Annotated in this window: 19 protein-coding genes; 12 read left to right on the top strand and 7 right to left on the bottom strand. The window is 72.5% G+C overall.

The window, feature by feature from the left end:
- Positions 1-15: 15 nt before the first annotated feature.
- Positions 16-810 carry a glutamate racemase gene (locus ACIPPM_RS19865; RefSeq protein WP_401449388.1) on the top strand — a complete coding sequence of 265 codons (795 nt, stop codon included), beginning with the start codon at positions 16-18 and terminating at the stop codon, positions 808-810.
- 95 nt (positions 811-905) lie between these two features.
- Positions 906-1,451, top strand: coding sequence for a hypothetical protein (locus ACIPPM_RS19870; RefSeq protein ID WP_401449391.1), 546 nt, complete (start codon positions 906-908; stop codon positions 1,449-1,451).
- A 6-nt stretch (positions 1,452-1,457) separates the two neighbouring features.
- Here the strand turns inward: ACIPPM_RS19870 and ACIPPM_RS19875 are convergent, their stop codons facing one another.
- Complete coding sequence (locus ACIPPM_RS19875) at positions 1,458-2,438, bottom strand: O-antigen ligase family protein (RefSeq protein WP_401450131.1); 981 nt, start codon at positions 2,436-2,438, stop codon at positions 1,458-1,460.
- A 266-nt stretch (positions 2,439-2,704) separates the two neighbouring features.
- Between ACIPPM_RS19875 and lnt the strand changes: the two genes are divergently transcribed.
- The 4 genes from lnt (at position 2,705) to ACIPPM_RS19895 (ending at position 7,742) form a co-directional block, all read left to right on the top strand.
- Positions 2,705-4,309: an apolipoprotein N-acyltransferase gene (gene lnt, locus ACIPPM_RS19880; RefSeq protein ID WP_401449394.1), complete on the top strand. Its 1,605-nt coding sequence runs from the start codon at positions 2,705-2,707 to the stop codon at positions 4,307-4,309.
- Between the two features lie 68 nt (positions 4,310-4,377).
- Complete coding sequence (locus tag ACIPPM_RS19885) at positions 4,378-4,857, top strand: NUDIX hydrolase (RefSeq protein ID WP_401449397.1); 480 nt, start codon at positions 4,378-4,380, stop codon at positions 4,855-4,857.
- A gap of 55 nt (positions 4,858-4,912) precedes the next feature.
- On the top strand, positions 4,913-5,713 hold the full coding sequence (locus ACIPPM_RS19890; RefSeq protein ID WP_401449400.1) for a 3-hydroxybutyrate dehydrogenase: 801 nt from the start codon (positions 4,913-4,915) through the stop codon (positions 5,711-5,713).
- 76 nt (positions 5,714-5,789) lie between these two features.
- Positions 5,790-7,742 (top strand): helix-turn-helix domain-containing protein, encoded by a 1,953-nt coding sequence (locus ACIPPM_RS19895; RefSeq protein ID WP_401449403.1) that lies wholly within the window; start codon positions 5,790-5,792, stop codon positions 7,740-7,742.
- 38 nt (positions 7,743-7,780) lie between these two features.
- Here ACIPPM_RS19895 and ACIPPM_RS19900 read toward each other — a convergent pair whose 3' ends face one another.
- On the bottom strand, positions 7,781-9,157 hold the full coding sequence (locus ACIPPM_RS19900) for an MFS transporter (protein WP_401449406.1): 1,377 nt from the start codon (positions 9,155-9,157) through the stop codon (positions 7,781-7,783).
- Positions 9,158-9,576: 419 nt separating this feature from the next.
- On the opposite strand from ACIPPM_RS19900, the gene ACIPPM_RS19905 reads away from it, so the two are divergent.
- From ACIPPM_RS19905 to ACIPPM_RS19915, 3 genes are all read left to right on the top strand, one after another.
- On the top strand, positions 9,577-10,332 hold the full coding sequence (locus tag ACIPPM_RS19905) for an alpha/beta hydrolase (protein ID WP_401449409.1): 756 nt from the start codon (positions 9,577-9,579) through the stop codon (positions 10,330-10,332).
- 321 nt (positions 10,333-10,653) lie between these two features.
- Positions 10,654-11,859, top strand: a complete 1,206-nt coding sequence (locus tag ACIPPM_RS19910; protein WP_401449412.1) for a cytochrome P450 — start codon at positions 10,654-10,656, stop codon at positions 11,857-11,859.
- 90 nt (positions 11,860-11,949) lie between these two features.
- On the top strand, positions 11,950-13,020 hold the full coding sequence (locus ACIPPM_RS19915) for a glycoside hydrolase family 43 protein (protein WP_401449415.1): 1,071 nt from the start codon (positions 11,950-11,952) through the stop codon (positions 13,018-13,020).
- 42 nt (positions 13,021-13,062) lie between these two features.
- Here ACIPPM_RS19915 and ACIPPM_RS19920 read toward each other — a convergent pair whose 3' ends face one another.
- Positions 13,063-14,496 (bottom strand): sugar porter family MFS transporter, encoded by a 1,434-nt coding sequence (locus ACIPPM_RS19920; RefSeq protein ID WP_401449418.1) that lies wholly within the window; start codon positions 14,494-14,496, stop codon positions 13,063-13,065.
- Positions 14,493-15,542 (bottom strand): zinc-dependent alcohol dehydrogenase family protein, encoded by a 1,050-nt coding sequence (locus ACIPPM_RS19925; protein WP_401449421.1) that lies wholly within the window; start codon positions 15,540-15,542, stop codon positions 14,493-14,495. Before ACIPPM_RS19925 ends, ACIPPM_RS19920 begins: the two co-directional genes overlap by 4 nt.
- Positions 15,543-15,743: 201 nt before the next feature.
- Here ACIPPM_RS19925 and ACIPPM_RS19930 point away from each other — a divergent pair, with 201 nt between their 5' ends.
- The 3 genes from ACIPPM_RS19930 (at position 15,744) to ACIPPM_RS19940 (ending at position 18,153) form a co-directional block, all read left to right on the top strand.
- Entirely contained in the window at positions 15,744-16,775 is a 1,032-nt protein-coding gene (locus tag ACIPPM_RS19930) for a LacI family DNA-binding transcriptional regulator (RefSeq protein ID WP_401449424.1), read from the top strand.
- A 58-nt stretch (positions 16,776-16,833) separates the two neighbouring features.
- Complete coding sequence (locus ACIPPM_RS19935; protein ID WP_401449427.1) at positions 16,834-17,784, top strand: carbohydrate kinase; 951 nt, start codon at positions 16,834-16,836, stop codon at positions 17,782-17,784.
- A 93-nt stretch (positions 17,785-17,877) separates the two neighbouring features.
- A complete protein-coding gene (locus tag ACIPPM_RS19940; RefSeq protein ID WP_401449430.1) occupies positions 17,878-18,153 on the top strand; it encodes a hypothetical protein in 276 nt (91 codons plus the stop codon).
- A 77-nt stretch (positions 18,154-18,230) separates the two neighbouring features.
- On the opposite strand, the gene ACIPPM_RS19945 is transcribed toward ACIPPM_RS19940, so the two are convergent.
- The 3 genes from ACIPPM_RS19945 to ACIPPM_RS19955 form a co-directional block, all read right to left on the bottom strand.
- A complete protein-coding gene (locus ACIPPM_RS19945) occupies positions 18,231-18,473 on the bottom strand; it encodes a hypothetical protein (protein WP_401449433.1) in 243 nt (80 codons plus the stop codon).
- Between the two features lie 156 nt (positions 18,474-18,629).
- Positions 18,630-21,245: an ABC transporter gene (locus ACIPPM_RS19950; protein ID WP_401449436.1), complete on the bottom strand. Its 2,616-nt coding sequence runs from the start codon at positions 21,243-21,245 to the stop codon at positions 18,630-18,632.
- Positions 21,246-21,395: 150 nt separating this feature from the next.
- Complete coding sequence (locus ACIPPM_RS19955; protein ID WP_401449439.1) at positions 21,396-22,592, bottom strand: FAD-dependent monooxygenase; 1,197 nt, start codon at positions 22,590-22,592, stop codon at positions 21,396-21,398.
- Positions 22,593-22,611: the final 19 nt, after the last annotated feature.

Below are 22,611 nucleotides of genomic sequence, written 5' to 3' on the forward strand. Positions count from 1 at the left end.
GACTATCGTGACCGGGTGAAGATCGCGCTCATGGACTCCGGAATCGGCCTCCTCGCAGCCACCGCGGCCGTGCGCCGCCTTCGGCCCGACGCGGATCTCGTCCTCTCCCTGGACCCCGACGGCATGCCCTGGGGGCCGCGCACCCCCGAGGACCTGAGCCGACGTGCCGTCGCCGTCGCCGAGGCCGCCGCCGCGCACCGGCCGGACGTCCTCATCGTCGGCTGCAACACGGCCACCGTGCACGCCCTGCCCGCGCTGCGCGCCCGCTGCGAACCCGGCATCCCGGTGATCGGCACCGTCCCCGCGATCAAGCCCGCCGCGGCCGGGGGCGGACACGTGGCGATCTGGGCGACCCCCGCCACCACCGGCAGCCCCTACCAGCGCGGACTGATCGCGGACTTCGCGGACGGCGTCCAGGTCACCGAGGTGCCCTGCTGGGGCCTGGCGGAGGCCGTCGAGCACGCCGACGAGCGGGCCATCGCCGCCGCCGTCGCCGCCGCCGCGGAACTCACCCCGCCCGACGTGACGACCGTCGTCCTCGGCTGCACCCACTACGAACTCGTGGCGGAACGTATCCGCACCGCCGTACAGCAGCCCGGCGCCGCCCCCCTCGTCCTGCACGGCTCCGCCGGCGCCGTCGCCGCCCAGGCGCTGCGCCGGATCGGCGAGAGCCCCGCGCCCGACGCCCCCGCCGAGGGCGCCCTCACCGTGCTGCTGAGCGGCCGCGAGGGCGCGCTGCCCGCGACCGCGCTGCACTACGCCGAGGGCCGCCTCCTGCCCGCCGCGGGCCCGCTCGCCGACCGGATGTGACACCGGGCGCGGCCCCCGCCGGGGGCCGCCCGCACGGAGCAGTACCTCTCCGTGAGCACGTACCAGCACGGCGAAACCTGGGTAACCTCATAGACATGAGGGAGCACCGCGACGCCGAGGACGCCCCGCACCCCGACGTCTGGACCGGACGCGCCACCAACCGTGTGCAGTGGGTGCTGGCGCTGGCCGGCGCCGCCTGCATGGCGCTCGGGATCGAGCTGGCCGTGCAGTCCGCGTGGACCTCCGGCGTCATCGCCCTGGTCATGTCCGTCGTGGGCTGCATCGCGGTCGGGCTGCTCGTCCTGTTCGGAACCCTCGCCTTCGTGCACGTCGACCTCAAGCTCGACCAGGACACCCTGGAGGTCCGCTGCGGCCACGTCGGGCTGCCGCGCCGCCGCATCCCGCTCTCCGAGGTCGTCGGCGCCGACTACATCGCGCACGTCACCCCCCGCCACTGGGGCGGCTGGGGCTACCGCTGGCGCCCCGAGAAGGGCACCGCCGTCGTCGTCCGCCGGGGCGAGGGCATCGTGCTGAGCCTGTGGGACGGCCACACCTTCACCATCACCGTGGACGACGCCGAGTCCGCGGTCCGCGTCATCCGGGCCCGGCTGCGCGCGATCACCCCGGACACCGCGCGCTGAGCCCGCTCAGCCCACCCGCTCCTGCCGGGCCGCCGGCTCCGCGCGGGGCATCCGCTCCTCCTCGCCCCATGGCCGCGCCGTCGCCCACCCGGCCAGCAGGCCCGCGCCCGCCGTCACGGTCGTGAAACTCAGCGCGTCGCCCACCGACGCGATCACCGCCAACGCCGCGAGCGCCGCCCCGGCCGTCAGCACCACCGGCGTCGGCCGGGCGGCCCGCCACAGGGCGTGCAGCACCCAGGCGAACACACCCGCCAGCAGCAGCACCCCCACCACACCCTGCTCGGCCAGCAACTGGAGCGGCGCCGAATGCGGCCGCCCCGCCGGATCGCCCGGCGTGCCGAACCGCCCCGGCCCGACACCCCACACCGGCGCCTCACGGGCCAGCCGCACCGCCCGGCCCCACAGCGCCACCCGGTACGGCCCGATCCGCTCCGTGAACTCCTCGGCGCACCCGCCCGGCAGCACCCCCGACGCCAGCCCCCACACCGCGCCCACCGCCGCCCCGGCCGCGACCGCCAGCCCCGCTAGCCCGGCGCCCCGGTGCGGCATCGAACCCGCGGCCACCGAGCACAGCAGCACGGCACCCGCGGCGGCGCAGCCGCCCGGCGACCCCAGCAGCGCCCCGGCCGGCACCACCGCGGCCGCCAGCAGCCACAGCGGCGGGCGGAGTCCCGGCACCGGCGTCGACCAGGCGGCGCAGCACAGCGCCCCGGTGGCCAGAGCCAGCAGTGCGGCGACGGCCCCGGCCTGCCCCAGCGGAGCCGGGTAGGCGGGGCCTGGCATCGGGCCGGGCATCGCCACGGCCACCACCAGCGCGGCCGCCGCCCCGGCGCACGGTGCCGCCACCGGCAGCAACGCCCCCGATATCCGCCCGGCCGCGCAGCCCGCCGCCGTGGCGAGCACGGCGAGCAGCATCCCCTCCGGCCGCCCGTCGTGGGCCGCCGCCGAGATCAGCGCCCAGGCCGCGCACAGCCCGAGCAGGATCATCCCGGTCCCGTCGGAGACGTTCCGCCCCGCACGGTCCGCGCCCGTGTCGGACGCGCGTTCCCTCCCCGTAGACGCCACCCGTAGCCCCTCGCACCCGGTCCCCCGACCTGTGGCCGCACCCCACGACGGCGTCCGGCCGGGACCGGCCGCACCGCCGAGGCTCGGCACACGCTAACGGCTGTGAGCCGATTTGTGGACGAGTTGAGCGGGAATGCCGTGATGACCGGCATGTCAGGGGGCGCGCGGACCGCCGTACACTCCCCAGGGTGACCGTCACCGCAACTTCCGTGGACCAGCCGCACCGGCTCCGACAGCCTCCGGCGAAGGGCGCCCGCGCCCGCCTGATCCGTCTGGTCCCGGCCCTCGTGTCCGCGCTGAGCGGCGTGCTCCTCTACGTCAGCTTCCCGCCCCGCACCCTGTGGTGGCTGGCCCTGCCCGCCTTCGCGGGCTTCGCCTGGGCGCTGCGCGGCCGGACCTGGAAGGCGGCGCTCGGCCTCGGCTACCTCTTCGGCCTCGGCTTCCTGCTGCCGCTGCTGGTGTGGACCGGCGTGGAGGTGGGCCCCGGCCCCTGGCTCGCCCTGGTCGTCATCGAGGCGGTCTACGTCGCCCTGGTCGGTGTCGGCGTCAACGCCGTGTCGAGGCTGCCCGCGTGGCCGGTGTGGGCCGCGGCGGTGTGGATCGCCGGAGAGGCGGTACGCGCGCGCATGCCCTTCGGCGGCTTCCCCTGGGGCAAGGTCGCCTTCGGACAGGCGGACGGCGTCTTCCTGCCGCTTGCCGCGGTGGGCGGCACCCCGGTGCTCGGCTTCGCCGTCGTCCTGTGCGGCTTCGGCCTCTACGAGGCCGTCCGGCTGCTCCTGCGCCGCCGCGACGGCGAGGTACGGCGGTCCGCCGCCGCCGTCGCGCTGCTCAGTGTCGCGGTGCCGGTGGTGGGCGCGGTCGGCGCGCGTGCGCTGGTCAGCGACCAGGCCGAGGCGGGCACGGCGACCGTCGCCCTGATCCAGGGCAACGTGCCCCGCTCCGGGCTCGAGTTCAACGCCCAGCGGCGCGCCGTGCTCGACTACCACGCCCGCGAGACCCTGAAGCTCGCCGCCGACGTGGCCGCGGGCAGGGCGCCGCGCCCCGACTTCGTCCTCTGGCCGGAGAACTCCTCCGACATCGACCCCCTCGCCGAACCCGACGCGGCCGCCGTCATCCAGAGTGCCGCCGAGGCGATCGGCGCACCTATCTCGGTCGGCTCGGTCGTCGAGCGGGACGGCAGGCTGCTCAACGAGCAGATCCTCTGGGACCCGGCCAAGGGCCCCACCCAGACCTATGACAAGCGCCAGGTGCAGCCCTTCGGGGAGTACCTCCCCCTGCGCTCGCTCGTCGGAGCGATCAACAGCGAGTGGACCGGCATGGTCCGCCAGGACTTCAGCCGGGGCGACAAGCCGGGCGTCTTCGGCTTCGGCCGCGTCAAGGTCGGCCTCGCCACCTGCTACGAGGCCGCGTTCGACTGGGCCGTGCGGGACACCGTCACCCACGGCGCCCAGATGATCTCCGTGCCGAGCAACAACGCCACCTTCGACCGCAGCCAGATGACCTACCAGCAGCTCGCCATGTCCCGCGTCCGCGCCGTCGAGCACAGCCGGACCGTGACCGTGCCCGTGACCAGCGGCGTCAGCGCGGTGATCATGCCGGACGGGCGGGTCGCGCGGCACACCGGCATGTTCGTCCCCGCCCACATCGACATGAAGGTGCCCCTGCGCACCTCCGAGACCCCCGCCACCCGGCTCGGCATCCTGCCCGAGATGGCGCTGCTGCTGGTCGCGGCGGGCGGCCTCGGCTGGGCCGGTACGGCCGCGGTGCGCGGTCGGCGCGCCGGTGGCGCGTAGCCGTACGACCGGCCGTACGCCCCTGGCCCGGGCGAACGGCCCGGACGCGGCCCTTTAGGGTCGGGGCCATGGCTACACCTGAATTCATCACCGAGCTCCGGGCCACGGCGGGCACCCAGCTGCTCTGGCTCCCCGGCGTCACCGCGATCGTCTTCGACGACGAGGGCCGGGTGCTCCTGGGCCGCCGCACCGACACCCGCAAGTGGTCGGTGGTCGGCGGCATCCCGGAGCCGGGGGAGCAGCCGGCCGCGTGCGCGGTGCGGGAGGTCTTCGAGGAGACGGCCGTGCACTGCGTGCCCGAGCGGGTCGTCCTGGTCCAGGCCCTGCAGCCCGTCACCTACGGCAACGGCGACGAGTGCCAGTACATGGACATCACCTTCCGCTGCCGCGCCGTGGGCGGCGAGGCGCGGGTGAACGACGACGAGTCGCTGGACGTGGACTGGTTCGCGGTGGACGCGCTCCCGGAGCTGAACGAGTTCTCGCTGTTCCGGATCAAGCAGGCACTGTCCGAGACACCCACATGGTTCGACCCTATGACTCGCGGCTGAAGTATGGGTGCTCGCCCTATGTGGTGAGCTGGGGGCGCGTCACTAGGGTCGGGACATGACCTCGCCGCCCAGCCCTCAGCCCAGCACCCCGTCGACCCTGGACCTCGCCGGCCGGGTCGCCCTCGTCACCGGGGCCGCCGGAGGCATCGGCAGCGCCTGCGCGCTCCGGCTGGCGGCGGCCGGGGCCGAGGTGCGTGCCGTCGACCTGGACGGGGCGGGCCTGGCCGAGCTGGCAGGGCGGGCCGAGGGGCTCGCGGGCGATGTCGTACCGCATGAGCTGGACCTCACCGACCTCGACGCCGCCGAGCGTGCCGCCGCCGGGGCCGACGTACTGGTGAACAACGCCGGGCTGCAACTGGTGCGGCCGCTGGAGGAGTTCCCGCCCGAGGTCTTCCACACCGTGCTGACCGTGATGCTGGAGGCACCCTTCCGGCTCATCCGTGGGGCGCTTCCCCATATGTACGCGCAGGGCTGGGGGCGCATCGTCAATGTGTCCTCCGTCCATGGTCTGCGCGCCTCGGCTTACAAGTCGGCGTATGTGGCGGCCAAACATGGGTTGGAGGGCCTGTCCAAGACGGCCGCGCTCGAGGGCGCCCCACACGGTGTGACGTCCAACTGTGTGAACCCGGCCTATGTGCGCACCCCACTGGTGGAGAAGCAGATCGCCGACCAGGCCGAGGCGCACGGCATCCCCGAGGAACGCGTCCTCTCCGAGATCCTGCTCAAGGACAGCGCCCTGCGTCGGCTCATCGAACCCGAAGAAGTCGCCGAGGCCGTCGCCTATCTGTGCGGACCGCAGGCGTCCTTCGTCACCGGCACCTCACTGGTGCTGGACGGCGGCTGGACGGCCCACTGAACCGGCGTCCGCCCGGCCTCGTTGGAGTTGTCCACAGGGCTGACGGGCCGGGCCCACGATGAGCGATCCTGTGGCCATGTCTCCCGATCAACTCCAGTCGGCCGCGCGCCCCGCCACCGGGGCCGCCGCGGCGGGGGCCGTCGCCTGTGCGGAGGCCCCCTACCTCGAACTGCTCGCCCGCGACGCCTCCCCGGAGGCGTACGAACGTCCCGTCCTCCTCGCCCGCGCCGAGCGGGAATCCGTCGAACGCGTCGCCGCGCTCGAACACGCCAAGTTCCTCGCGCTGCGCGTCCGCGCGGAGCTGGAGGGGCGGCGCCGTAGGGAGGCCGAGCTGTCCGCCCTCTTCGAGACCGCCCACGACCTGGCCGGGCTCCGGGACGTGGACGCGGTCCTCAGGGCCATCGTGCAGCGCGCCCGCTCCCTGCTCGGCACCGACATCGCCTACCTCAGCCTCAACGACCCGGAGCGCGGCGACACCTACATGCTGGTCACCGAGGGCTCCGTCTCCGCCCGCTTCCAGCAGCTGCGCCTCGGCATGGGCGAGGGGCTCGGCGGACTCGTCGCCCAGACCGCCCGGCCGTACGTCACCGACGACTACTTCCAGGACGCCCGCTTCCAGCACACCGACACCATCGACGTCGCGGTGCGCGACGAGGGCCTGTTCGCCATCGTCGGCGTCCCGCTGACACTCGGCCCGCACGTCATCGGCGTCCTGTTCGCCGCCGACCGGCGCGCACGCGTCTTCGAACGCGAACAGATCGCCCTGCTCGGCTCCTTCGCCGCCCTCGCCGCGGCCGCCATCGACACCACCAACCTGCTCACCGAGACCCAGTCGGCCCTCGCCGGACTCGAGCACGCCAACGAGGTCATCCAGGACCGCAGCGCCGTCATCGAGCGCGCCTCCGAGGTGCACGACCGGCTCGCCGAACTCGTCCTGCGCGGCGGCGGAGTGCACGACGTGGCCGACGCCGTCTCCGAAGTACTCGACGGCGCGGTCCGGTTCACCGAGACCGGCACCACCCCGGCCGAGGCGCTGGAGGCGTCCCGCGCCGAGGGGCACGCCGTGCGTCACGGACCCGACTGGATCGCGGCCGTGGCCGCGGGGGAGGAGGTGTTCGGCGCGCTGGTCCTGCACGGCCACCCCGGCCTCGACCCGGTCGACCAGCGCACCCTGGAACGCGCCGCGATGGTCACCTCCCTGCTCCTGCTCGCCCGCCGTTCCGCCGCCGAGGCCGAACGGCGCGTGCGCGGCGAGCTGCTGGACGACCTCCTCGACGCCCACGACCGCGACCCACGGCTGCTCCGCGAACGGGCCAGCCGGCTGGACGCCGACCTGGACGCCACCCACACCGTCCTCGCCACCCGTCTCGACGCGACCGCGGCCGACGCCGACGAGGAGGCCGCCGCCCGGCGCCGCCTGTGGTCCGCCGCATCCCACCTGGCCGCGACCCGGCACGGCCTGGCCGCCACCCGCGACGGCGGCATCGTCCTGCTGCTCCCGCTCGACCCCGGTGACTCCACCACGGACCTGGCCCGCCGCACCGCCCGCGAACTCGGCATCGCCGTCCGCCAGCCGGTCACCGTCGGCGCCTCCGCCCCCGTCACCGGCCTGGCCGCCCGCCCCGACAAGGTGGCCGCCGCCTACAGCGAGGGCCGCCGCTGCCTGGACGCGCTGCACCTGCTCGGCCGGGCCGGGGACGGCGGGGCCGCCGAGGACTTCGGCTTCCTCGGACTGCTGCTCGCCGGTGACCGGGACATCGGCGGCTTCGTGGAACGCACCATCGGGCCCGTCGTGGCGTACGACGCCCAGCGCGGCACCGATCTGCTGCGTACCCTGGACGCCTACTTCGCGGCCGCGATGAGTCCGGCCCGCACCAAGGACGCGCTCCATGTCCATGTGAACACCGTCGCCCAGCGGCTGGAGCGGGTGGCCCGCCTGCTGGGCGCGGACTGGCAGACACCGTCCCGCGTACTGGAGATCCAACTCGCCCTGCGCCTGCACGGGCTGGCGGCACCGGGACGCCGCTGACCGGCATCCACGCGGGTGCCGGTCAGCGCACGAGCCGGTCAGGCGGTCGGGGACTTGGCCGCAGTGTCCACCCGGCCGGAAGGGACGCCGTCCGCCGTCACGTCGGCGAGGTCCCGGTTCCGGGTCTCGCGGGCGGCGCCCACGGCGACCAGGGTCAGCAGCACGGCGGCGATGACGTACAGGGCGATCGGCGTCGCGCTGTCGTACTTCGCGAGCAGAGCGGTGGCGATCAGCGGCGCGGGCGCACCGGCCGCCACGGAGGAGAACTGGGCGCCGATCGAGGCACCCGAGTAGCGCACCCGGGTGGCGAACATCTCCGCGAAGAACGCCGCCTGAGGTGCGTACATGGCGCCGTTGAGGATCAGTCCCACGCTGACGGCCAACACCAGGCCACCGAAGGACCCGGCGTCCACCAGCGCGAAGAAGGGGAAGATCCACAGACCCATGCCGGCCGCGCCGAACAGGTACACCGGCCGCCGCCCCACCCGGTCCGACAGCGCGCCCCAGGCCGGGATCACCGCGAAGTGGACGGCGGAGCCGACGAGTACGGCGTTGAGCGCGGTCTGCTTGGAGACGTCGGCGGCGGTGGTGGCGTAGACGAGGATGAAGGCGGTGATGACGTAGTAGCTGATGTTCTCCGCCATACGGGCGCCCATGGCGATGAGCACCTCGCGCCAGTGGTGACGCAGCACGGACACCAGCGGCAGCTTCTCCGCCGACTCGCCCTGCCGTGCCTCGGCCCGCGCCAACGCCTGCTGGAACACGGGAGATTCGTCGACGGAGAGGCGTATCCACAGCCCGACGACGACCAGCACCCCGGACAGCAGGAAGGGCACGCGCCAGCCCCAGGCGACGAACGCGTCGTCCGACAGGGTGGCGGTGAGCAGGGACAGCACGCCCGTGGCGAGCAACTGCCCGGCAGGCGCGCCGGTCTGGGGCCACGAGGCCCAGAAGCCCCGCCTGCGGGCGTCCCCGTGCTCGGACACCAGCAGCACGGCGCCGCCCCACTCACCGCCCAGGGCGAACCCCTGCACCAGCCGCAGCACGGTCAGCAGCACCGGCGCGGCGGTGCCGATGGTGGCGTGGGTGGGCAGCAGCCCGATGGCGAAGGTCGCGCTTCCCATCAGCAGCAAGCTCAGCACCAGCAGCTTCTTGCGCCCCAGCCGGTCGCCGAAGTGCCCGAACACCAGCGCCCCGAGCGGCCGGGCCGCGAACCCCGCCGCGTACGTCACGAACGCCAGCAGCGTCCCCACCAGCGGATCGGAGTCCGGGAAGAAGAGCTTGTTGAACACCAGGGCCGCCGCCGACCCGTACAGGAAGAAGTCGTACCACTCGATGGTGGTGCCGATGAGGCTGGCGGCGACGATGCGGGGGAGCTTCGCCGGGGGTGGGGGAGCGGTGGACTCGGGTGCCATGTGCGCCACTTCCTTGTGTGCGGTGGGGACGGGTGGGTGTCGGCACACCGTAGGAAGGGGCAGGTCAGGGGCACATGTGGTGGGGCTACATAGTTCGGGGTGGGAGTGTGCGTTCCGCCACCATGTCGGCTGCTATACCTCTCCACACCTGCTCACCCGAGGCTGACCGTCATCATGAATCCCCTCTCCGCGCTCCGCCGGGCGCGTGCGGGCAGCGTGAAGAGCTACATGGGCCGATCAAAAACCCGTTGGCCCACGAGGGTGACCCCCTGCTAAGTTTCCAGTGGCCGTGCGAGAGATCGAGGAGGTGGTACCCGTGAACGCAGTATCGACATGGGTGCTCCCCTCCGGGGTCACGGTCGGGCGATAGGCAGGTCGTCCGGGAGCGCCGTCTCAGTGCACTCCCGAAAGGCACGACCATGCATTTCACTTCCGAGCAGCGTCTCGACGACGCCCTCCTCGAAAACAACCTCCTCGAACGCGAATTCACCCTCGGTGACATCCCCGGCATCCTGTGGACACCGGCATCGGCATCCGCGTCCGCGCCGGCGCCGCTCATCCTGCTCGGGCACCCTCCCCTCGGGCTCCGCAAGATGTACCCCCGGCTGGTGGACCGCGCCCGGAGCGCCGCGGCGGACGGCTTCGCCACGGCCACCATCGAACTTCCCGGCAGCGGCGAACGGCCCCGCCTGCCCGCCCTCGACCAGGCTCGCGCCGACCTGCGCCGTGCCATGGAGGCCGGGGAGGCGGTCGGTGACGACATCATCGACGCGCTCGTCCTCCCACTGGTCGACAAGGCGGTCCCGGAATGGCGGGCCGCCCTGGACTCCCTGCTGTCGCTGCCCGAGATCGGCGGCCCGGTCGGCTACTCGGGGGGAGTGATGTCCATCGGTATCCGGCTGGCGCTGGTCGAGCCCCGTATCGCGGCCGCCGTCCTGTTCGCTGGGAGTCTCGTGCCTCGCGCCATGTTCGAAGAGGCCCGGCAGCTCACCGTCCCCCTGCACGTCCTGCTGCAGTGGGACGACGAGGGGAACGAACGGCATGCGGCCCTGGAGCTCTTCGACGCCTTCGGTTCCGAGGAGAAGACGCTGCACGCCAACATGGGCGGGCACACCGGAGTCCCCCGGTTCGCGGGGGACGCGGCCGCGCAGTTCTTCACCCGGCATCTGAAGTGAGGCCGGGCCGTCAGGGCGACAGCGGACGGTAGTTGAGGCGAAGCGGCAAGCCGCTCGTCCAGGACGGGGTCCCGCCCTGCACCCCATGTGGTCCTGCCGGGGAATCCGGCAGGACCACATGGTGCCTCAAGCCATTGTTCATCGGCATGGCGTGGCGGCTTCGAAGTGCCATGGTGCCGGGCCACACTCTGATCGCGCCTACTCTGCGTCACCATCGCGCTCCCGGCGCACACCGCGTATCGCCGACGGGCTCCGCCACGCGTGGGCGCCGTCCATCCCGTACTCGCCCCGTACCCGCCCCGCACTCGGAGGAGCCGTCCGGTGTTCATCGACAAAGAGACAGCCGCGTGCCCGTTCGACTTCAGTGACGCCTTGGAGTTCGACCCCGCGCTCGCCGACCTGATGGGACGGGATGCCCCCGTCCGCGTCAGGCTTCCCTACGGCGATGCCGAGGCGTGGATCGTCACCGGCTTCGACGCCGTCAAACGGGTGACCACCGATCCCCGGCTGAGCCGGGCCGCGATCATCACCCACGACTATCCCCGGCTGACGGCGGAGCCCATCGTCTCGCCCGAGTCGATCAACGTCATGGACCCGCCGCACAGCAGCCGCGTCCGTCAACTCGCCTCCCAGGCGTTCACCCAGCAGCGGGCCGATGAGATGCGGCCCCGTATCGTCCGGCTCGCGGACCGCCTGCTGGACCGGATGGAGGAACAGGGGCCGCCGGCCGACGCGGTGGAGCTGCTGGCCGACCCGCTGCCCCAGCACACCGTCATGGACCTTCTTGGGGTCCCGTGCGAGGACTGGCCGCGCCTGCAGGAGTCCGTGCTCCGGCTGCTGGTCGTCGGCGCGGGCAACAAGGAGGCCGCCGCGGCGGCGAAGACGGACCTCACGGAGTACTTCGGCGAACTCGTCGAACTGCGCCGGAAGTCGCCGGGCGACGACCTCATCAGCCTGATGGCCGAGGCCCGGGACGGCGAGGACTGCCTCAGCGACCGGGAACTCGCGGTCACCGCCCTGACGCTGGCGCTCAGCGGTCAGGACACGGCGACCTGCCAGATCAGCGACATCATCTACCTCCTCCTCACCCGTCCCGAGCTGGCTGACCACCTCAGGCACCGTCCCGCGGACCTGACCGGGGTGCTGAACGAGCTGCTCCGCTACATCCCGTTCCGCAACGGTGTCGGAATCCCCCGCCTGGCCCTGGAGGACATGGAGCTGGACGGCGCCCAGATCAGGGCGGGGGACTTCGTCCATGTGTCGTACCTGGCGGCCAACCGTGACCCGGAGCGCTACCCCGACCCGGACGTCATCGACATCGACCGGCCGAACCGTCCCCACATGACGTTCGGCTGGGGCGGGCACCGGTGCATCGCGGTGCCCCTGGCCATGACGGAACTCGAAGTCGCCGTCGGACGCCTCCTGGAGCGCTTCCCCGGACTGCGGCTGGCCGTGCCGCCGGAGGAGGTGCGCTGGGATACCGAGACGATCCGCCGGTTCCCCCTGAAGCTGCCCGTGGCTTGGTGACACCGGCGACGCACAACCCCGCGCCGACGCGGAGGACTTGGGTCCGCAAGAGGGGTGGGCAGGGTCCATGCATCGTTGTAGAAGACCGGCATGAAACCATTTCGCGGCATCCATGCCGCCCTCTTGCTCACGGTGCTGGGCGTGCTCGCCTCGCTGCTGTCGTTCTCCTCCGCCGGGTCGGCCAGGGCGGAGCAGACCTCGATGCGAGCGGCCGATCCGAGTGTCATCCGGGTCGGCGGCACCTACATCTCGGTGCAGTCCACCGGCGGCGGGATCGCGGTACGGCAGGCGTCCTCCACCGCCGGGCTCGCCTCCGCGCCCGCCCGGCAGGTGTGGTCGGACACCATAGGGCGCGGGGAGGTGTGGGCGCCGGAGCTGACCACGGACGGCGGGCGCTACTACATCTACTTCACCGCCGGACGGGGCGCCGCCCACCGGATGTACGTCATCAGCTCCGCGAACCCCGACAGCGGCTACGGCGGTGAGACCCGGCTCGCGCTCCCGGACGACAAGTGGGCGATCGACGGCACCATGTTCACCTTCAATGGGCAGCGCTGGTTCGTCTGGTCCGGCTGGGCCGGTGACACCAACGTCGAGCAGAACCTCTACATCGCCCGGATGAGCAGCCCCACCACCCCGACCGGAGCCCGGTACGTCATCTCCCAGCCGCGGGAGAGCTGGGAGCGGGTGGTCGGCAACCCGTACATCAACGAGGGCCCCGAGGCGATCCGGGACCCCAATGGCCAACTCCACATCGTCTACTCGGCGAACGGTAGCTGGAGCGACCAGTACTGCCTGGCCGACCTGCGGCTGCGGGCAGGTGGCGACCCGACCTATGTGTGGGACTGGTACAAGTCCAACGGCTGCCTCTTCGGCTCCAACCGCTCGACGATGATGGCCGGATGGGACCCGACGCTGTACGTCAACGGCCCCGGCCATCACACCTTCGTCCTGCTGAACGGGGACATCGGCACCAGCCCGCCGGCCGGGCCGCGCTTCCCGTCGATGTTCCACGCGGTGCCCAAGGGCACGCCGTACTCCTGGGACAACCGCTACTGGTACACCGGATCGTTCGCCTGGTGGGGCGACACCACATATCGGCGCGCCAACGTGCCCGGCCCCACCGCGGACACCGGGTGGGGCCTGAAGTTCTTCGAGTGATGAGCATCCGGGGCCCGGCACCATGCCGGGCCCCGGACTCCGTCAGCTCACCGGCGCGGTCTCCCGCTCGGCGGCCTCGGCGGTGTCCCCGCGGCGCAGCAGGTCCCGCTCGATCTGCTCCAGCGTCCGCCCCCGCGTCTCCGGCAGCAGCTTCTTGACGAAGATGCCGGAGGCCAGGGTCGTGACGGCGAAGATCACGAAGTTGATCCCCGCTCCCCAGGCATGCAGGAGGGACGGGAAGACCAGCGCCACGGTCATGTTGAACAGCCAGTTGAACACCACGCACACACCGACCGCCCCCGCGCGGATACGGGTGGGGAACAGCTCGGGCAGCATCACCCACTGCACCGGCCCCCAGGAGGTGGCGAACGCGGCCACATAGAGGGCGACACCGAAGAGCGTGAGCGGGGCGAGCAGCGAGCCGTGGCCCAGCGGCGTGAGGTTCACCGCGGCCAGGACGACCATGCCCGCGCACATGCCGACCGAGCCCCACAGCAGCAGGGGCCGACGCCCGCGCCGGTCGATCAGACGCATCGCCGGGAGGGTCATCAGCATGTTGACCACGCCGATGCCGACGTTGGCGAGGATCGCGCCGTCGTCGCCGAACCCGATGCTCGTGAGCAGCGTCGGGGCGTAGTAGATGATCGTGTTGATGCCGCCGAAGTTCTGGAAGAACACCAGCAGCAGACCGACGACCAGCATGGGACGCAGCCGGGGGGAGAGCAGGTCGCGCAGGGTCAGGCGGCGCGTCTCGGCGCGCTCCTCCGCCAGCGTCCTCTCGATGTCCAGCAGCTCGCCGCGGGCGGCCTCGTCGTCGCCGCGCAGACGGGTCAGCACCGCGCGGGCGTCGTCCCGGCGGCCCCGTCCCACCAGCCAGCGCGGACTCTCCGGCTGCGTGAGGATGCCGAGGGCGAGGACGGCCGCGGGCAGCACCCCGAGCCCGATCATCCAGCGCCACGCGTGCGCGGGAGCCAGGGCGTAGTCGGTGAGGTAGGCCAGGAAGATGCCCACGGTCACCAGGAGCTGCATGAGGGACGCGAGACCGCCGCGCACCTCCACCGGCGCCAGCTCGGTCAGATAGAGCGGGACGACGACCGAGGCGATGCCGACGCCGACCCCGATGAACACCCGCGCGGCGATGAGCAGCGACGCCTCGGAGGCGAGGGCCGCGCCGATCGTGCCCACGATGAAGACGAGCGCGGCGCCCAGGATGAGGCGGCGCCTGCCCCAGGCGTCGGAGAGCTTCCCGGCGAGCGCGGCGCCCGCCATCGCGCCCACCAGCAGGCCCGACACGACCAGGCCCTCCAGCAGCGGGCTCAGGGCGATGTCCTGGCGGATGAAGAGCATCGCACCGGAGATCACCCCTGTGTCGTAGCCCCACAGGATGCCGCCGAGGGCGCCGAACACCCAGATCAGGGCGTTGCGCAGGCGTGGCCGCCGCTTCGGTGCCGCCGCGGGCTCCGGCAGGCCGGTCATGACGCGGTGTCCGCGGCGGTGGCCGACGGGGTCGCCGCGATGCGCGGGTCCTCCTGCTGCGGGGCGAGGTGGATCTTCTGGCCGGTGCCCGCACGGAAGAGGCTGACGGCGTCGTCGAAGTTCTCCAGCGGCAGCACGTCGCTGACCAGCGGGTCCAGGTTCAGGCCGCCCGCGAGGATCTCCACGGCGGGCTGGAAGCCGTGGTGCACCGCCATGGAACCGATGATGTCGATCTCGCGGTTGTAGACCATGAAGGGCGAGAAGGTGGCCCGTCGTGCCGGGTCGGCGACGCCGAACTGCAGGAACGTGCCGCCCTTGCGGACCCGGCCGAGCCCGTCCTCGATGGCCGCGATGACGCCGGTCGCGTCGATGACGACCTCGAAACCGTGCTCCCGGCCCAGCTCGTCGGCGTTGGGGGCAGTGGCGTCGGCACCCATGTGCCGGGCCAACTCCAGGCGGCGCACATTGGGGTCGACCACGGACACGGAGGCCGCGCCCGCGTTGCCCACCAGGGCGGCCATCATCAGGCCCATGGTCCCCGCGCCGTAGACGAGGTAGTGCTCACCGGGGCGGCGGGGCAGCCGGCTCAGGCCGTGCACGGCGCAGGACAGCGGCTCGACGAGTCCGGCCGCCGCCTCGGACAGCCCCTCGGGCAGGACGTGGCAGCGGGCCGCGGGGACGGCCACGTACTCGGCGAAGCCGCCGTTGCGGGTCACACCGACGGCCTCGTAGTGCTCGCAGAGGTTGCCGCGGCCGATCCGGCAGTAGTGGCAGGCGCCGCACGGGGTGTTGGGGTCGACGGCGACCCGCTGGCCGACGGCCGGGAAGAGCACGTCCTTGCCGACCTCCACCACGACGCCGGTCAGCTCGTGGCCGGGGATCAGCGGGTAGGGCACCGACGGCAGCTCGCCGCCCAGGATGTGCATGTCCGTACCGCAGAGGCCGCACGAGCTGACCTGGACGACCACCTCCGAGGAGCCGGGACTCGGATCGGGTATGACGGCCAGCTCGGCGCTTCCCGGCTGGGTGACCACGACAGCGCGCATGGCGCCTCCTCACAACGGTGTGCGGACGGATGTCCGAAGACGCGGCGAAACCTAATCGCCGCGTAAGCGTTTGCGCAAACGCTTACGTGTGACTTTTGATAGGACGCTGACGTCTCATGGACGGACGAGCCGGACGGACGTGCCGGACAGGCGAGCCGGACACGCGGTCAACGCGGCGTGGGACACACGGAGGAGAAAACGATGCGGACGATGGCGGACGTGGCGAGGCACGCGGGTGTCTCGGTGGCCACGGTCTCCCATGTGCTGAACGCCACTCGTCCGGTACGGCAGGAGACCCGTGACGCGGTGCTGCGCGCCATCGACGAGCTGGGCTACATCCACAACACCCTGGCGCGATCCCTGGTCACCTCCCGCACCCGCTCCGTCGGCCTGGCCGTCTCGGCGATCAGCAACCCGTACTTCACCGAGATCCTCCAGGGAGTCGAGGCCGAAGCACTCGCCTCCGGCTACGGCCTGCTCATCGCCGACCCGCACGACGACCCCGCCCACGAGCTGAGCGTGGTCCGCATGCTCCACGAACGCCGGGTGGACGGCGTGATCATCGCGCCCTCGGCCGAACCGTCCGCGCTGCTCGCGTACCTGGACCGGGCCGACGTCCCGGCCGTCTTCCTCGACCGGCTCGTCGACGAGGCCGAGGAACCGGCATACGACCAGGTCTGCGCCGAGGGCACCGCGCCCGTGCGCGAACTGGTCGGACACCTCGCCGCGCTCGGACACCGCCGGATCGCCATGGTCGCGGGGCTCGCCGGGCTGAGCACCACGACCGAGCGGATCGAGGGGTACCGGCAGGGGCTCGACGCCGCCGGTCTCCCGTTCGACCCCGGCCTCCTCGCCCACGGCAACTCCGCGTCCGAGGGCGCCCGCGCGGCGACCGAGCGCCTGCTGACCGCGCCCGAACGCCCCACCGCCGTGATCGCGGCGAACAACGCGATGACCATCGGCGCCCTCCAGGCACTCCGCGAGGCGCGCCTCGCCATCCCGGAGGACGTCGCGCTCGCCAGCTTCGACGACTTCGAGTGGGCCGACCTCTTCTCGCCCAGTCTCACCGCCGTCCGCCAGCCGAGCCGTGACCTCGGCAAGCTGGCGCTGCGCCTCCTCCTGGACCGGCTGGACGCGCCGGACCGCCCCACGCGGACCGTCCGGCTGCCCTGCACCCTCGTCCACCGCACGTCCTGCGGCTGCCCGCCGGGCGCCGTCGCCCTTCCCGGCTGACGTACGCAACCCCCACTTCGCCCCGCCGCACCACGGCGCACCGAAAGGAACCAGCACAGTGATCGTCGTCGCCGGCGAGGCACTCATCGACCTCGTGCCCGCCCCCGTCACCTCCGACCCGGCGCCCGCCCTGCCGCCGCTCCTCCCGCAGCGCGGCGGCGGACCGTACAACGTCGCCGTCGCGCTGGGACGCCTCGGTTCGCCGACGGCGTTCTGCTCGCGCGTGTCCACGGACGCCTTCGGTACCGCCCTGCTGGCGGGGCTGCGGGACGCGGGTGCCGACACGGAGCTGGTCCAGCGGGGCCCCGAGCCCACCACGCTGGCCGTCGCCGACGTGGGCAGCGACGGGTCGGCCGGGTACGGCTTCTACACCGAGGGCACCGCCGACCGGCTGTTCGCCCTCCCGCCCGCGCTGCCGGACGGCGTCACCGCCCTCTCCGTCGGCACCTGCTCGCTGGTGCTGGAGCCGGGCGCGAGCGCGTACGAGGCACTGCTGCTGCGGGAGTCGGCGCGCGGGGTCTTCACCGCCCTCGACCCCAACATCCGGGCCGGTCTCATCGCGGACGCCGACGCCTACCGCAAGCGCTTCCTGTCCTGGCTGCCGTACGTCGCCCTGCTGAAACTGTCGGTGGAGGACGCCCGGTGGCTCGCGGACACCGACTCCGACGAGGACCTCGACGTCCACCTCGCCGCGTGGCTCGAGCAGGGTCCGGCGGCGATCGTCCTGACCCGGGGCGGCGACGGACTCAGCGTGCGGAGCCGGGGCGCCGGACGGGTGAGCGTGCCGGGTACGCCGGTCACGGTGGTCGACACCATCGGGGCGGGCGACACGGTCAACGCGGCCCTGCTGCACCGGCTGCGGGAGATCGACGCGCTGAGCCACGCGGCCGTCGCGGGTCTGGACACCGAGGTCTGGCGTGACGTGCTCGGATTCGCGGCCCGTGCGGCGGCGTTCACCTGTTCCCGGTCCGGCGCCGAACCGCCGTACGCGTGGGAGCTGTCGGCCTGACGGGAGCGGCTTGCGCGGGGCCTCGAACGAGGCCGTGCCGAAGCGCGGTTGACGATTTCCGGTCCGGCCGCGGGTCTGTTTATGATCTTGGTTGTGACTGTGCAGAGCCCCGGCAAGACGCCGTCCCGTAAGCAGCGACTCCAGGAGAAGCAGCGTCGTCAGCTGGCCGTGGTCGACACCGTCGACAAGGCCGAGGTGAAGGTGCGCAAGGCGGAGGCCGAGCTGGCCGTGGCCGTCGTGGAGGCGGTGGAGGTCTTCGGCGACGAGGACGTTGCCTCCCAGGGGCTCGACATGCCCGTGGAGACCATCCGCCGGTTCGTCGATCTCGCGGTGACCGCCAAGGCGGCGGAGGACGAGGACGGCGCGTAACACCCTTTCTGGCAGAACGAGGTGGGCGCCACACATGTGTGGCGCCCACCTTTGTCATCGTTTCCGGACGGTGCCCCTCAGTCGTCCTTGCGGCCGCGCCTGCGGTCCTGGGAGAGGTCGCTGCCCGCGACGGAACGGTCGTCCTCGGAGATGTTCTTGTCGTCCAGCAGCTGGCCCGCCTCGGAGCCGACACGCTTGCTCGTGTGGTGGCCGCGTTCGACGTCGGACAGGGCGCTGGCTGCGACCGAGCGCTCCTCCTTCGTGGCGTTCGGGTCGCTCATGATGCGCGCGGCCTCTGATGCGTCCATCTTGCCCGTCATGATCGCTCACCTTCCGTGTCGGGGAGCGTCCTGCCCGCACCCCTCGGTACGCGGCCTCACGGGCACGTCTCGGCGCTCGCGCGGCCACGGCCGTATCCATGCTACCGAGAATCATTGGATATGCCGACAAATATGGACAGACCATAGCTCCGCAGGTCAGCGGGGTGAGAGGCGGCGGGCCAGGTGGTCGGCGGTCGGGGTGCCGCCCGCCGAGGCGATGTCCCGCGGACGGCCCTCGGCGACGATCCGGCCGCCGTCGTCGCCCGCGCCCGGACCGAGGTCCAAGACCCAGTCCGCGGCGGCGACCGTGCGCAGGTCGTGCTCCACCACGACGACCGTGTTCCCGGCGTCGACCAGGCGCTGGAGCTGGCCGATCAGCAGGTCCACGTCCGCCGGGTGCAGTCCCGTGGTCGGCTCGTCCAGCAGGTAGAGACTGTGGCCGCGCGGCGCCCGGTGGAGTTCGCTGACCAGCTTGATGCGCTGGGCCTCGCCGCCGGACAGCGTCGTGGCGCTCTGGCCCAGCGTCAGGTAGCCGAGGCCGATGTCGGAGAGCAGCTTGAGGATACGGGCGGCGGGCCGCACGTCGGCGAGGAATTCGCGCGCCTCCTCCACGCTCATCGCCAGCACGTCCGCGATGGTCTTCTCGCGGTAACGCACCATCAGCGTGCCGGGGTTGTAGCGGGCCCCCGCGCAGACCGGGCAGGGGGAGGTCTCGGTGGGCAGGAAGAGGAGTTCGATGCTGACGACTCCGTCGCCCAGGCAGTGCGGGCAGCGTCCCTGGGGCACGTTGAACGAGAACCGGCTCGCGGTGTACCCGAGTTCGCGCGCGGTCTGCTGGGCGGCGAACAGCTTGCGGACGCTGTCGAACAGGCCGGTGTAGGTGGCGAGGTTCGAGCGCGGGGTGCGCCCGATGGGCTTCTGGTCCACGACGACGAGCCGGTCGAGGTGCTCAAGTCCGGTGCTGGACCGTACGGTCACCCGGTCCTCCGCCAGGTCCCAGACCGGCACCCCGGCCTCCTCCTCGTCCGCGGTCTCCACCGAGGCGGGGTCGCGGGCGATGTCCTCCGCACTGTCGTCGGCGTGCAGATGGTCGCGGACCGTCTCCGCGAGGGCACGCCGGACCAGGGTCGACTTCCCGGACCCGGAGACGCCGGTGACCGCGGTGAGCGTGCCGAGCGGGAAACTCGCGTCCAGGTCATGGAGGTTGTGGCCGGTGACACCGGCCAGGCGCAGCCACCCCTCGGGCGTACGCGGCTCCGTGGGGCCGGGCACGGCGGGCGCGTCCAGTGGGAGGTACCGGGCGGTCACCGATTCGGTCGCCTCGTGCAGCCCTTCGGCGGGCCCGTTGTAGAGAACCTGCCCGCCGTGCCGTCCGGCGCCCGGTCCCATGTCGACGATCCAGTCCGCCGAACCGAGCACCTGCGCGTTGTGCTCCACCACGAACACGCTGTTCCCGGCGCCCCGGAGCCGCCGCAGGGCGCTGAGCAGCAGCTCCGTGTCGGCGGCGTGCAGCCCGGCCGAGGGCTCGTCCAGCACGTACAGCACCCCGAACAGGCCGCTGCGGAGCTGGGTGGCCATGTGCAGCCGCTGCAGCTCGCCGCTGGAGAGGGTGGAGGTGGCGCGTCCGGTGGCGAGGTAGCCGAGGCCCAGGTCGGTCAGCGTGCCCAGCTGGTCCTGGAGACCGCCGATCAGCGCGTGCGCCGCCTGCCTGCGCTCGGCCGGCAGCGCCAGGGTGTCTGGGTGGTCGCGCGCCGTCTCCAGGAAGGCCGAGAGCTGGTTCAGGGGCATCGAGGTGGCGACCGAGATGTCCTGCCCCGCGATGGTCACCGCCAGCGCCTCCGGATTGAGCCGCTTGCCGTGGCAGGTCGGGCAGACCTCCTCGGCCATGAAGGAAGCGGCCTTCGCCCGCAGATGGGCCGCCTTCGAGGTGGCGAACGTGTGCATCACCCACTTGCGGGGGCTCATGTATGTGCCCTGGTAGGAGCGTGCGACCCGGTGCGCGTCACGGATCGGATGCACCGTCACCGTCGGCTGCTCGTCGGTGGTCAGCAGCCACTCCCGGCGGGCGGCGGGCAGCTCACGGAAGGGTACGTCGATGTCCACGCCCAGCTCGGCGAGGATGTCCCGGTAGTTCTTGCCCTGCCAGGCTCCCGGCCAGGCGGCGATCGCGCCCTCCCGGATGCTCAGCGAGTCGTCGCCGACGAGCTTGCCCTCGTCGACGCTGTGCAGACGGCCCAGGCCGGAGCAGGTCGGGCACGCGCCGACCGCGGTGTTGGGGGAGAAGCTGTCGGAGTCCAGCGGCGCGGCATCGCGTGGGAACGTTCCGGCGAGGTCCTCCGGGGTCCGGCCGGCCGGGTACGTACCGGCGCGGGAGTACAGCATGCGCAGCACGTTGGAGACCCGGCTGACGGTGCCCACCGTGGAGCGGGTGCTGCCGCCGCTGTGCTGCTGGCGCAGCGCCACGGCCGGTGGCAGACCGGTGATCGAGCCGACCCGGGGGGCCGAGCCCTGGTCGATCAGCCTCCGGGCGTACGGCGCGACGGACTCCAGGTAGCGCTGCTGGGCCTCGGCGTAGATGGTCGCGAACGCGAGCGAGGACTTGCCGGACCCCGACACCCCGGTGAAGGCCACGACCTGGTCGCGGGGCACGTCCACATCGACGTGCCGCAGATTGTGTTCGTCGGCACCATGGACCCGGATCAGCCCGTCCTGACCGGCGTCCGGTGTTGCGGTGGGCGACGGCGGGGGTGTCTGTCGTGGGGGTGGAGCCATGGGCAAAACCTAGCCTGACCGGCCCATCCGTGCCGCGAGGGCCTGCTGATCGAGTGACAGCGGGATGACCGGGCCCGGCGGCCCGCTGACCGCTTCCGCCCAGGTGGCCGCGGCGGAACGCTTCCGCCCGGGTGGCCGCGGCGGAGCGCGTCAGCCCAGGTGGCTGTAGTCGGGCAGCACCAGACCGGTGTGGGCCGCGCGGCCCTCGTCCCCGGTCGGCGCGGCGGCATCGCGCAGAGCCGCGTTGCGGCCGTCCAGCATCTCCTGGGTGGTGGGGGTCACGAAGGTGCCGCCTGTGGTGGCGAGGGCCTGGTTGGTCTCCACGAAGTCCCGGGTGATCCGCTCGTACGCGGTGAACGCCTCGGTGTGGTCGGCCCGCGCGGCCAGTTCACCGGCCAGGACGTAGGCGCCGACGAGAGAGACGCTGGAGCCCTGGCCCGACAGGAACGAGGTGGCATGGGCCGCGTCGCCCGCGAGCGCCACGCGCCCCGACGACCAGGCGGGCAGGTGGATCTGGCTGACCACGTCGAAGAACAGGTCGTCCGCCTCCCGCATGGCCTCCACCAGCCGGGGGAGGTGCCAACTCCGCTCGGGGAACCGGGAGGCGACGAGCGCCCGCTGCGCCTCGGGGTTCCGGAAGGCGTCGTACGGCGGAACCTCCTGGGTGAAGGTGAGGAAGCCGTGCACACGGTCGCTCGGCCCATGGGCGTACAGCACGGCGGCCCGGCCCGGCGCGTTCCAGATGACGCCCTCGCGCTCCAGGCCGAGGTCGTTGGCCAGGGTGAAGCCCGCGAAGGTGTGGCCCAGATAGCGGTGGAACCTCTCCTCGGGGCCGAAGACCAGGCCACGGGTGTGGGAGTGGAGTCCGTCCGCGCCTATGACGAGGTCGAAGGAGCGGCGGATGCCGCTGTCGAGGACGACGTCCACCCGGTCCCCGCGGTCGTCCAGGGTGGCGATGGAGTCGCTGAACAGGAACTCGACGCGGTCGCTGATCGAGGTCTGGAGGGCGTCGGCCAGGTCACCCCGGCGTACTTCCAGGTCCAGGCCCTCGGCGCCCCCGGTGACGGACTCGGGGCGGACGGCGGCGATCAGGGCGCCCTCGGTGTCCACGAAGGAGAGCCGCTGGGAGTCCACGTGCGCCGCGCGCAGTCGCGGCAGCAGACCCATGTGGTCGACAACCTCACGTGCCGTGCCCCGGATGTCGATGGCGTAGCCGCCGCCCCGGACGGCGGGGGCCTTCTCGACCACGGTGACCTCGAAGCCGTAGCGGTCGAGCCAGTGGGCGAGGGCGGGACCGGCGATGCTGGCGCCGGAGACGAGGACGGTGCGGTGCGCGGAGTGGTTCACTTCGGGGTTCCTTCCGGGT

It is taken from the genome of Streptomyces sp. NPDC090119 (assembly GCF_044747085.1).
In the GTDB taxonomy this organism is placed as follows: domain Bacteria; phylum Actinomycetota; class Actinomycetes; order Streptomycetales; family Streptomycetaceae; genus Streptomyces.

Bases quoted from the DNA above. Each gene is read 5' to 3' on its own strand.
- ACIPPM_RS19870 (WP_401449391.1), top strand. From the start codon at position 906: ATGAGGGAGCACCGCGACGCCGAGGACGCCCCGCACCCCGACGTCTGG.
- ACIPPM_RS19875 (WP_401450131.1), bottom strand. From the start codon at position 2,438: ATGATCCTGCTCGGGCTGTGCGCGGCCTGGGCGCTGATCTCGGCGGCG.
- ACIPPM_RS19885 (WP_401449397.1), top strand. From the start codon at position 4,378: ATGGCTACACCTGAATTCATCACCGAGCTCCGGGCCACGGCGGGCACC.
- ACIPPM_RS19890 (WP_401449400.1), top strand. From the start codon at position 4,913: ATGACCTCGCCGCCCAGCCCTCAGCCCAGCACCCCGTCGACCCTGGAC.
- ACIPPM_RS19895 (WP_401449403.1), top strand. From the start codon at position 5,790: ATGTCTCCCGATCAACTCCAGTCGGCCGCGCGCCCCGCCACCGGGGCC.
- ACIPPM_RS19900 (WP_401449406.1), bottom strand. From the start codon at position 9,157: ATGGCACCCGAGTCCACCGCTCCCCCACCCCCGGCGAAGCTCCCCCGC.
- ACIPPM_RS19905 (WP_401449409.1), top strand. From the start codon at position 9,577: ATGCATTTCACTTCCGAGCAGCGTCTCGACGACGCCCTCCTCGAAAAC.
- ACIPPM_RS19915 (WP_401449415.1), top strand. From the start codon at position 11,950: ATGAAACCATTTCGCGGCATCCATGCCGCCCTCTTGCTCACGGTGCTG.
- ACIPPM_RS19920 (WP_401449418.1), bottom strand. From the start codon at position 14,496: ATGACCGGCCTGCCGGAGCCCGCGGCGGCACCGAAGCGGCGGCCACGC.
- ACIPPM_RS19925 (WP_401449421.1), bottom strand. From the start codon at position 15,542: ATGCGCGCTGTCGTGGTCACCCAGCCGGGAAGCGCCGAGCTGGCCGTC.
- ACIPPM_RS19930 (WP_401449424.1), top strand. From the start codon at position 15,744: ATGCGGACGATGGCGGACGTGGCGAGGCACGCGGGTGTCTCGGTGGCC.
- ACIPPM_RS19945 (WP_401449433.1), bottom strand. From the start codon at position 18,473: ATGACGGGCAAGATGGACGCATCAGAGGCCGCGCGCATCATGAGCGAC.
- ACIPPM_RS19950 (WP_401449436.1), bottom strand. From the start codon at position 21,245: ATGGCTCCACCCCCACGACAGACACCCCCGCCGTCGCCCACCGCAACA.